A 10,549-nucleotide genomic window follows, 5' to 3' on the forward strand; every position below is an offset into this window, starting at 1 on the left:
TCATCATCGTGCTCAACAGCGCGGTCTGCCGGACCGCCTCCTGGCGGACCTGCCCGTCCGCGCTCCGTTCGGCGATGGTCAGCGCCCTCTGGATGCGCGACCAGAGGGCCATCGGCTCCTGGTCGAGCAGGCGACGGGCCTCGCGGTCGATGTCGGCGCAGGCCGTGTCGAGCGCGGTGTCCTCGCCGAGTTCCGCGATCCAGGCGAGGTCCCCCACCTCGGGCAGCAACCCTGGCGACTCCGCCACGACCACTATGTACAGCATCGCGAGCAGTTCCTCGCGGCCCTCGCCGTGATAGAGCGGGCCGACTCCGCTGCCGGTACGCCCCCGGCTGGGCGGGAACCGCTCGACGAGATGCCGCGCCCGGCCGTGTGGCAGGATCGCGGCCCGCCTGCTGTCCGACAACCGCTCCGCGAACGACCGCCGCTCACGACGTTCGACGAGCAGTTGGCGATGCGGGTCGAACCCGATCGGATAGATCGTCCGCCCGTACCTGGAGAGGGTTTCGCCGGGCCGCAGGCCGACCGACTCCAGTTGCCGGGCGGCCTCCGAGTAGGCGACGCCGGCCCGGACGGCATGTTCGCGGATGGCGCGCTTGCGGGCGCGTCCCGGGGCTGGGGTCCGTCGGGGGATGGAATCAGACATGACGCCTCCGGTGCAGCCCCACGCACTCCACCGAACAGGCGGCGCGACCGGCACGCCGGGAGTCGACAGATCGGCGCGGAGTCGGAGACTCTTGGCCCCGGGCATGCGGTTGGGCGTGGGCCACCACATCGGGCGCTGGCAGGCGCTCTGCCGTCGTCAGCATATCGTGCCGCCGACCGTCGGCGTGGCGGTGCGGGCCCCGGCCGCCCTCACCCGCGCGCCCGATGTCAGCCCATGTCGGTGGCGTGTCAGGGCGGTGTCAGCCGGCCCGCGCAGACTCGGCGCATGACAGCTGACCTGGTGATCGAGGCCGAGGGCCTCGTGAAGACATTCGGGAAGACGAGGGCGCTTCAGGGCGTGGACCTCGCCGTACCCCGCGGGACGGTGCTCGGGGTGCTCGGCCCCAACGGCGCCGGCAAGACCACCGCCGTGCGCATCCTCTCCACCCTGCTCACCCCGGACGGCGGAACCGCCCGGATCAGCGGTTTCGACGTGGTCCGGGACGCCGAGCGCGTTCGGCAGAGCATCGGCCTCACCGGCCAGTACGCCTCGGTCGACGAGGACCTGACCGGCCGGCAGAACCTGGAGCTGTTCGGCACCCTGCTGGAGCTGGGCCGCTCGGGTGCCCGGCGACGGGCCGCCGAACTGCTCGACTGGTTCGACCTGACCGACGCCGCGAACCGGCCGGCGAAGACCTACTCCGGCGGCATGCGGCGGCGGCTGGACCTGGCCGCCAGCCTGGTCGGCTCCCCCGACGTGATCTTCCTGGACGAGCCGACGACCGGGCTCGACCCGGCCAAGCGCGAGGACATGTGGGACGTGGTCCGGTCGCTTGTCAACAACGGCTCGACGGTGCTGCTCACCACCCAGTACCTGGAGGAGGCCGACGCGCTCGCCGACGCGATCACGGTGATCGACCACGGCCGGGTCATCGCGCACGACACCCCGGAAGGGCTCAAGCGGGTGGTCGGCGGGCAGACCCTGGAGGTTCGCCCGTCCGACCCGGCGCACCTGCCCCGTACCGCGGAGATCCTGACCCGGGTCGGTTCCGGCGCGCAGGCCGACGAGATCCGCAAGGGCGTACTCGCGGTGCCGGTCAGCGACGACGCGGCCCTGACCGAGAGCGTCGCGCGGTTCGCCACCGCCGGCATCGCCGTCACCGAACTCTCCCTGCACCTGCCGAGCCTTGACGAGGTGTTCTTCACCCTCACCGGGCGTACGGCGTCCGACGACGACACCACCCGCCCCACGGAGGTCGCGGCATGAGCACCCTCACCGACACAGCGCCCACGACCCGCCGCGGGCTGTCGACGACCGCCCCGAACCCACGGCCGTTGCGGCTGGTCCGGCACTCGTTGGCGCTCGCGAAGCGCAGCCTCATCAAGACCTGGCGTACGCCCGAGGCGCTCATCGACGTCACAGTGCAGCCGGTGCTGTTCCTCGTCATCTTCGTGTACATCTTCGGCGGCGCGGTCGCCGGCTCGACCCACGACTACCTGCAGTTCCTGCTGCCCGGCATTTTGGCGCAGACGATCGCCACCGGCGCCATCGCGATCGGCGTCAACCTCAACACCGACATCGCCAAGGGCATCTTCGACCGGTTCCGGTCGTTGCCGATCCCCCGCTCCGCGCCACTTGTCGGCGCGGTCCTCGGCGACGTCGTCAGGTACGTCATCGTCACCGTGTCGACCCTCGCGATCGGCTACGTGATGGGTTTCCGGATCGACACCGACCCGTTCCGGGCGGTCGCCGGATGTCTGCTCGCGGTGCTGTTCGCGCTCTGCCTGAGCTGGTTGCCGGTGCTGGTGTCGATGAAGGTGCGCACGCCGGGTGCCGTGCAGGGTCTGATGTTCGCGCTGATCATGCCGCTGAGCTTCGCGTCCAACGTGTTCGTCGACGCGGACACCCTGCCGGGCTGGATGCGGACGTTCGTGGACGTCAACCCGATGACCCACCTGGTGGCGTCGGTACGCGGGCTGTTCCTCGGCACCCCGCTCGGCTCACACGTGTGGTGGACGCTCGCCTGGTGCGCCGGCTTCGTGGCGCTGTTCATGCCGTTGGCGCTGCGGGCGTACCGCAAGAAGATCTGAGTCAGGCGAGCAGGTCGTCCATCAGTTCGCGGATCCGGTTGACGGCCGCGGCGGGCGGCCGCTCGCGCCACCCGGTCAGCAACGGCTCACGCTGCTCCTCGTCCCCGAGGATGGCGTCGAGCCGTTCGCTGATCCCGGTGGGGAAGAACATCTCGATGTGGGTGCCGATCCGCTTGGCGAGGACTGACAGTTCGCGGGCGGTGTCGGCGTCGCCCCGGTACGCCGCGAGTTCCGCGCCGCCCGACGCCCACGCCCCGATCACCGGCAGGTCCCGTGAGTTGAGCGCGTCGTCGCGGGTGAGCGAGAGCATCGCGGTCGCCTGGACGGCCGGGTCGTCACCCGACGCCGGTCGCGCCTCGGCAACCCGCAGGCAGAGGACGGCCGCCGCGGCCCGGAGCATCGCCCGCGGCTGTGGCTGCGGCCCGGCCCAACCGGCGAGGATGCGGGTCATCTCGTCGACGTGGCTGAGCGTTTCGTCGTAGCGCCCGCGCTGCCAGGCGAGGTGCCCCAGGCCGAGCAACGCCTGCGCGGCGTCCATCTGGTCGGCCTGGCCCGGTGTGGCGGTCTCGCCCAGTCGCCGTTCCGCCTCCGCGTCGCCGGTGAGGGCGAGCTGCACGTCCAGTCGGAGCCGGATCGACCGCGCGTCCTGCGCGGCGCCGACCAGCTCCATGTGGTGCACGCTGCGCGTCAGCCACTCGGCCGACCGGGCGTCTCCGCCCGGGACCAGGAACTGCCCGACGGCACCTGCCGCCATCGCCATGCCCCAGTGGTCGCCGACCACCTCGAAGCGGTGGTACGCCTGCTCGGCGTCACTGATCGACGCTTCCGGCTGGCCGCCGTTCTCGCGTACCGCCGCGCGTGCGAACAACCCGAGCCCCTGCACGTACGGGTCCGGGTGGGCGACCAGCTCGGTCGCGTTCTTCAGGCTCTGCTCCAGGTCGGACGTGTCGAAGCCGGGCAGCGCCGCCGCGAGGGCGGTCAGCCGGGAAGACACCTCGGCGGGTCGTTCGGCCTGGACCAATCGCAGGGCCCGGCGGGCGAGCACGGCGGGCCGCAGGTCGGCGCTGATGCCGGCGTTCACGCTGATCACCACGCACGTCCAGGCCAGCCGGTCGGCGTTGGGCAGTGGCCGGCCGCTGGCCGCACCCCGCAGGATCGCCGACCGCAGCCGCCGCCGGGGGTCGTCGATGTGCAGCAGTCCGCGCGCCCAGCCCAGGACCTCAAGGTGCAGGCCGCGCACCGACCAGAGGTGGAACAGCGCGGTGGCGACGTCGACCGAGGCGGGCTCGTCGTCCTCCCGCATCGCCCAGCGCAGGCCCGCGACCAGGTTGTCCTGCTCGGCGGCGCACCGGTGCAGCGCCTCCACCTGGTCAGGTCCGATGAAGCGGCCGGCGAGCGCGACGGCCTGTTCCCGCGCCCAGCCGACCAGGCCGGCCATGGCCCGGCCCCGGTCGCCGGCCGCGTCCAGCCGGGCCTCGCCGTACTCACGGACCGTTTCGAGCATCCGGTAGCGGGGCGGACCGTCCCCCTCGACCAGGGTCAGCAGGGACTGCTCCACAAGGGTCGCCAGGCCGCGACGGACGTCCGGGACCTGCGCGACGGCGGCGGCGAGGTCCGCGGTGAACGGCGCGGGAATGACAGCTACCCGCTGGAGTAGGTCGCGGTCGTCCTCGGCGAGCAGTTCCCGGCTCCAGTCGACCAGCGCCCACAGGCTGGCGTGCCGCTCGGGTAGACCCCGCAGGGCGTCGTCGAGCAGCGCGAACCGGTTGGTCAGCCCGGCGAGCACGTCGTCGATCGGCATGTGCCGCAGTCGCGCGGCGGCCAGTTCGAGCGCCAGCGGCAGGTTGTCGAGCCGGTGGCACAGGACGAGCGCCCGTTCGGTATCCCAGGTGGGCACGGCGCCGCCGGCCCGTGCCCGCGACTCGACGAGCGCGAGCGCGTCGGGGTCCGGCAGCGCGGTCAGCCGGTGCACCAACTCGCCGACCAGGCCCAGTGGGGCGCGGCTCGTCGCGAGCACCGCGACCTCCGGCGAGGCCGCGGCCACCAGGTCCGCGACGACGACGGCCACCGCGTCGAGCACGTGCTCGCAGTTGTCCAGCACCAGCAACCCGTCCAGGTCCGGCGCGACGGCACGCAGCCGCTCCCCGGGGTTGAGGACCCGACGTTCCAGACCCAGGTTGCCGCCGGTCGCCGTGGTGTCCGCGCCACCGAGCGCGGCGAGCACAGTGGGCAGCACCTCGTCCGGCGAGCGCAGGCCGGCGAGTTCGATCACGCGCACCGCCCGTCCGGCCGCCGCCGTACGCCTGGCCACCTCGGCGGCGAGCCGGGTCTTGCCCGCCCCGCCGGTCGCCACGATCGTCACGACGGGTGCCTCGGTGAGAGCGCCGGTGATGGTCTCGACGTCCCCCTCCCGCCCGACGAGGGCTGCCATCGGACGACGCCACGCGGCGGGCAGCGTGATCCGCGCCGGTTGCCGGGGTGGCGTGGCGACGGGCGGGGCGGTGAGTTCCCCGCGCAGCAACGCCAGGTGGGCGGCGGTGATCACCGGTGACGGGTCGGTGCCGTACCGGTCGGCCAGGTCGGCGCGCAGCCGCTCGACCAGCTCCAGCGCCTCCGCCTCCCGCCCCTGGGCGGCCAGCACCCGCACGAGCAGGGCGGCGGACGGCTCGTCCGGTGGCGTACGCGCGACGAGCCGGCCCAGGTCGGCCTCGTCGAACGGGCCCACGCCGGCGAGTGCCGCCTCGGCGCGCAGCGCGGCGACGTCGGCGAACAGGCGGGTGTCCTCGGCGCCGACCAACTCCGGCACCTCGGGGAACAGGGCACGGGCCTGATCGGCCAGGCCCCGGGCGGCCCGGACGTCACCGCACCGGAGCACGGTGCGCGCCTGGTCGGTGAGCGCGCGCGCCTCGACCGCGTCGACGGTGATCTCCTCGGCGGGCAACCGGTATCCGCCCGGCACCGCGACCACTGGCAAGCCGAGGCGGCGTACCCGGGACACGAGCGCCTGGACGGCGCCTGTCGCGTCGTCGGGTGGCGCGCCGTCCCAGACGGCGTCCACGAGCAGGGTGACGGAGACCGCCCGCCCGCGCGCGTCGACGAGCGCGCGGAGCACCGCCGCGAGCCGTTCACCCCGAATGGGCTGGCCGTCGACGGCCAGGGGGCCGAGGGTCGCGATCTGCACGGACCCAGCATCCCCCACGTGCGCACGGACCCGATGACCACCGGTGCGCCCGGCTGGTCACGGCCACGACCGGCTTGACAGGTGATCGTTTGGTTAGGTTAGCCTAACCTCATGCAGAACGAGTTGGCGTCGGCCAACGGAGCTTGCCGCCTGTCCGGCGTCGACCTCCGTCTGGGTTATCACGGTGTGCCGGTGGTGCACGGTGCCGTGATCGACCTCCGCGAGGGCGCCGTCACCGCACTCGTGGGGCCCAACGGCAGCGGCAAGTCCACCCTGCTGCGGGCCCTGGCCCGGCTGCACCCGATCGAGGCCGGCACAGTGCACCTCGCCGACGGCGTCACCGCCGCCGGTCTCGCCGCCCGGGAGTTCGCCCGGCGGGTCACCCTGCTCGCCCAGAGCCGGCCGGTGCCCAGCGGGGTCACCGTCCGCGACGTCGTCGGCTACGGCCGCCACCCCTACCGGGGGCGCTGGCGCACTGAGGACCCGGACGGTCCCGCCGCCATCGCACGTGCCATGGACGTCACCGGCGTCGCCACGATGGCCGATCGCCCGGTCGACGAACTGTCCGGAGGCGAGTTGCAGCGGGTGTGGTTGGCCACCTGCCTCGCCCAGGACACCCCGGTCCTGCTCCTCGACGAGCCCACCACGTTCCTCGACCTGCGGTACCAGGTGGAGATCCTCGACCTGGTCCGTGACCTCGCGGACGATCACGGCGTCGCCGTCGGCGTCGTGCTGCACGACCTCAACCAGGCGGCGGCCGTGGCGGACGAGGTGGTCCTGTTGCACCAGGGCCGGGTCCGCGCCACCGGCACCCCGGCCACCGTGTTCACCGAGGACGCCCTCACCGAGACCTACGGCATCCGCATCGAGGTGACCACCGATCCGGTCAGCGGACTGGTCACCACCCGCCCCGTCGGGCGGCACCAGATCCGCGCCCTGGTCTGAACACCCCTCATCCCCAGCAGAGAAAGACCGTCATGACCCGTACCCGTTTCACCGCCCTCATCGCCGTCGTGGCCGCGCTGACACTCGGCGCCTGCGGCACCACCGAGAACGCCGCCGCCCCCGAGGCCTCCGCCCCGGCGTCCGGTGGCCCGGTCACCGTCACCGACAGCCGGGGTAAGGAGATCACCCTCAAGGCGCCGGCGACCAAGGTCGTCGGCCTTGAGTGGGGCGAGGTCGAGCTGCTGGTCAGCCTGGGCGTCATGCCCGTCGGTGTCGCCGATCCCAAGGGCTACGGCACCTGGGTCACCTCCGCGAAGCTCGACCCGACCGTCAAGGACGTCGGCGTCCGCGGCGAGCCCAGCGTCGACTCGATCGTCGCCCTCCAGCCCGACCTCGTCGTGATGGAGGATGACCGGGGCGGCGCCATCGTCAGTCAGCTGGAGAAGTTCGTGCCCGTCCTGGTCGCCAAGGGCAGTGACGCCACCGACAACCTCGGCCGGATGCGCACCGACCTCAACATGATCGCGAAGGCGGTCGGCAAGACCACCGAGGCGCAGAAGCTGCTCGCCGACTTCGACACGGCCATCGCCGACGGCAAGAAGAAGATCGCGGACGCGGGGGCCGCCGGCCGCCCGTTCGCCATCGCCGACGGCTGGAAGGAGGGCAGCACCGTCAGCATCCGGATGTTCGGCGAGGGCGCGCTGGTCTCCCAGATCGGCATCCAACTCGGCCTCACCAACGCCTGGACCGGCAAGACCGACGAGGTGTGGGGCCTGGGCCAGACCGACGTCGAGGGCATGACCGTCCTCAAGGACCCGAACACGCACCTGTTCTACAACGCCTCCGACGGCGAGGACGTGTTCGCCGACGGGCTCGCCGGCAACGCCATCTGGACGTCGCTGCCCTTCGTCAAGCAGGGCAACCTGCACAAGATGCCCAACGGCATCTGGACCTTCGGCGGTCCGCTCTCCGGCAAGCAGTACATCGACGAACTCGTCAAGACGTACGCGGTGTGAGCGTGCTGAACGCGCCCCCTCGCCCGGAGCCGGCCATCCGGCCGGCTCCGGGCGGGCGCCCCACCGCGCCCCGCGTCGCCGGTGTCTTCGTCGCCGCCATCCTGCTGCTGCTCGTGGTGACCGCGGTGCACCTCACCCAGGGCACCTCGAACGTCGGCGCCCTCGACCTGCTGCGGCTCGCCACCGGCGCCGACGACGAGGCGGCCCGCGTCCTGGTCGCCTCCCGGTTGCCCCGGCTGCTCGCCGGGCTGACCATCGGGGTGGCGCTCGGTTTCGCCGGGGCGGCGTTGCAGTCGATCGCCCGCAACCCGCTGGCCTCACCGGACACCCTCGCTGTCAACGCGGGCGCCCACCTGGCGATCGTCGCCTTCGCCGCGTTCGGCGTCTCGCTGCCCGCGCTGCCCGCCGGCGGCCTCGCCTTCTGCGGCGGACTGGCCGCCGCCGGCCTGGTGATGGCCATGTCCTCCGGTGGGCAGGCCGGCACCACCCGGCTGATCCTCGCCGGCTCGGCGACCGCGCTGGCACTCGGGTCGGTGACGACACTGCTGCTGCTCCTGTTCGAGCAGGCCACCATCGGGCTGTTCGCCTGGGGGAACGGCTCGCTGGTGCAGAGCGACCTGACCTCGCTGACCCAACTCGCCCCGGTGATCGTCGGTGCCGTCGTCGTGCTCGTACTGCTCGGGCACCGCCTCGACATCCTCGCCCTCGGTGACGACACCGCCACCGTGCTCGGCCTCGACGTGCGGCGCACCCGAGTCACCGTGCTGGTCCTCGCTGTGCTGCTCTCCGCCGCGGCCGTCACCCTCACCGGCCCGGTCGGCTTCGTCGGCCTGTGCGCCCCGGTGATCGTCCGGCTGCTCGCGCCAGTGGTGCCGGGGGTGCACCGGCACCGCGTCCTGCTGCCGCTGTCCGGCATCGCCGGGGTCATCATCGTGCTCGGCTCCGACGTGCTGCTGCGGGCCGTGCTGGGCGGGCAGGCCGGTGTCGACATCCCCACCGGCGTGGTCACCACAATGCTCGGCGCGGCGATCCTCATCTGGCTGGCCCGCCGGCACCGCGACGCGGGTCCCACCCGTCGTCCGCCCGGTGGGCACGCGGCGGTCCGCTCCGCCGCCTTCCACCGCGGCGTCGTCGCCGTCGCCGCCGTCCTGACCGTCGCCGCCGTCACCGTCGGCATGCTCGCCGGGGACACCTGGGTGCTGCTCGGCGACGTGCTCAACTGGGTCAACGGCAGCACCGGGCCGGCGTACACCTTCGTGCTGGACCAGCGGTGGCCGCGCGTCGCCGCGGCGGTCCTGGCCGGCGCGGCGCTCGCGGTCGCCGGCACCACGGTGCAGGCGGTCTGCCGCAACCCGCTGGCCGAGCCGGGCATCCTCGGCATCACCGCCGGGGCCGGGCTCGGGGCGGTCGGGCTGCTCACCTTCGTGCCGTTGGCCGGTGTGTGGGCCGTCTCCGGCGTCGCCGGGCTCGGCGCGATGGTGGCGTTCGCGCTGGTCTACGGCCTGGCCTGGCGCGGCGGGCTGAGCTCCGACCGGCTGGTGCTGATCGGCTTCGGCGCCTGGCAGGGCGGCCTGGCGGTCATCACGTACCTGGTCGTCGCCTTCGACCCGTGGAACACCGGGAAGGCGTTGACCTGGCTGTCCGGCTCCACCTACGGCCGGATGCCCGCCCAGGTGCTGCCGGTGCTGATAGCCCTGCTGGTGTTCACCCCGGCCGTGGTCGCCGCCCGCCGGGAACTCGACCTGATGGCACTGGACGACGACACCCCCCGGGTGCTGGGTGTCCGCCTGGAACGCACCCGGTTGATCGCGCTCGGCGCGGCGGCACTGCTCACCTCCACCGCCGTCTCGGCCGTCGGGGTCATCGGCTTCGTCGGCCTGGTCGCCCCGCACGCCGCACGGGCACTCGTCGGCGGCCGACACTCCCGGGTGCTCCCGGTGGCCGCCCTGCTCGGCGCGGCGCTGGTCAGCATCGCCGACACCCTCGGCCGGACGGTCATCGCTCCGGCCCAGATCCCCGCCGGCCTGGTCACCGCCATGATCGGCACCCCGTACTTCATCTGGCTGCTGTGGCGCTCCCGCGCCGTGGCGAGCACCACCCGGTAGCACGCCCACCCGAGTCGAGTGAGGCACCATGACCGAGACCCTGCCCATCGCCCCGTGGCGCGTGTTCACCGTCACCGTCCGCGCGGTACGCCGACTCAGCCCGTCCTTCACCCGGGTGACCTTCACCGGGGCGGACCTGGACCGTTTCGCCGACAACGGCTACGACCAGCGGATCAAGTTGGCGCTGCCGCTGGCCGGTCAGCGCGCGGCGACCCTGCCCCACGGAGCGGACTGGTACGCGCAGTGGCGGGCCCTGCCGGAGCACCTGCGCAATCCGATCCGTACCTACACGGTGCGGGCGGTCCGACCACACCTGGCCGAGGTCGACGTCGACCTGGTGCTGCACGGCGACGGTGGCCCGGCGACGCGCTGGGCCCGGCGGGCCACCGTCGGCGACGAGATCGCACTCGTCGGGCCGGACGCCGGCTACGACGGCAACCACGGCGGGGTCGAGTTCCGACAGTCGGCCGGCAGCACCCTGCTGTTGGCCGGGGACGAGACCGCCGTGCCGGCGATCAGCGGCATCTGTGCCCGGCTCCCGGTGGACGCCCGCGGCCCTGTCGTGC

At 73.1% G+C, this 10,549-nt stretch carries 8 protein-coding genes; 6 read left to right on the forward strand and 2 right to left on the reverse strand.

Features of this window, described 5'->3' with window-relative positions; all coding sequences use genetic code 11:
• The coding region (locus KBX53_RS10520; protein WP_210858885.1) for a hypothetical protein at window positions 1-646 on the reverse strand (646 nt) is incomplete at its 3' end.
• Window positions 647-931: 285 nt separating this feature from the next.
• On the opposite strand from KBX53_RS10520, the gene KBX53_RS10525 reads away from it, so the two are divergent.
• Both KBX53_RS10525 and KBX53_RS10530 read left to right on the forward strand, forming a co-directional pair.
• Window positions 932-1,912: a daunorubicin resistance protein DrrA family ABC transporter ATP-binding protein gene (locus KBX53_RS10525; RefSeq protein WP_030337638.1), complete on the forward strand. Its 981-nt coding sequence runs from the start codon at window positions 932-934 to the stop codon at window positions 1,910-1,912.
• Window positions 1,909-2,736 carry an ABC transporter permease gene (locus KBX53_RS10530; protein ID WP_030337639.1) on the forward strand — a complete coding sequence of 276 codons (828 nt, stop codon included), beginning with the start codon at window positions 1,909-1,911 and terminating at the stop codon, window positions 2,734-2,736. The genes KBX53_RS10525 and KBX53_RS10530 overlap by 4 nt, the downstream gene beginning before the upstream one ends.
• Before the next feature lies 1 nt (window position 2,737).
• Here KBX53_RS10530 and KBX53_RS10535 read toward each other — a convergent pair whose 3' ends face one another.
• Window positions 2,738-5,917, reverse strand: coding sequence for a BTAD domain-containing putative transcriptional regulator (locus tag KBX53_RS10535; RefSeq protein WP_210858886.1), 3,180 nt, complete (start codon window positions 5,915-5,917; stop codon window positions 2,738-2,740).
• Between the two features lie 111 nt (window positions 5,918-6,028).
• Between KBX53_RS10535 and KBX53_RS10540 the strand changes: the two genes are divergently transcribed.
• The 4 genes from KBX53_RS10540 to KBX53_RS10555 all read left to right on the forward strand — a co-directional run.
• Entirely contained in the window at window positions 6,029-6,862 is an 834-nt protein-coding gene (locus KBX53_RS10540; protein WP_030337641.1) for an ABC transporter ATP-binding protein, read from the forward strand.
• Between the two features lie 32 nt (window positions 6,863-6,894).
• Window positions 6,895-7,878 (forward strand): ABC transporter substrate-binding protein, encoded by a 984-nt coding sequence (locus KBX53_RS10545; RefSeq protein ID WP_030337642.1) that lies wholly within the window; start codon window positions 6,895-6,897, stop codon window positions 7,876-7,878.
• Between the two features lie 2 nt (window positions 7,879-7,880).
• Window positions 7,881-9,983 (forward strand): iron ABC transporter permease, encoded by a 2,103-nt coding sequence (locus KBX53_RS10550; RefSeq protein ID WP_245233768.1) that lies wholly within the window; start codon window positions 7,881-7,883, stop codon window positions 9,981-9,983.
• A 28-nt stretch (window positions 9,984-10,011) separates the two neighbouring features.
• A partial coding sequence (locus KBX53_RS10555) for a siderophore-interacting protein (RefSeq protein WP_210858887.1) occupies window positions 10,012-10,549 on the forward strand: 538 nt, incomplete at its 3' end.

The sequence above is a fragment of the Micromonospora sp. M51 genome (assembly GCF_018070305.1).
GTDB classification, from domain to species: domain Bacteria; phylum Actinomycetota; class Actinomycetes; order Mycobacteriales; family Micromonosporaceae; genus Micromonospora; species Micromonospora parva.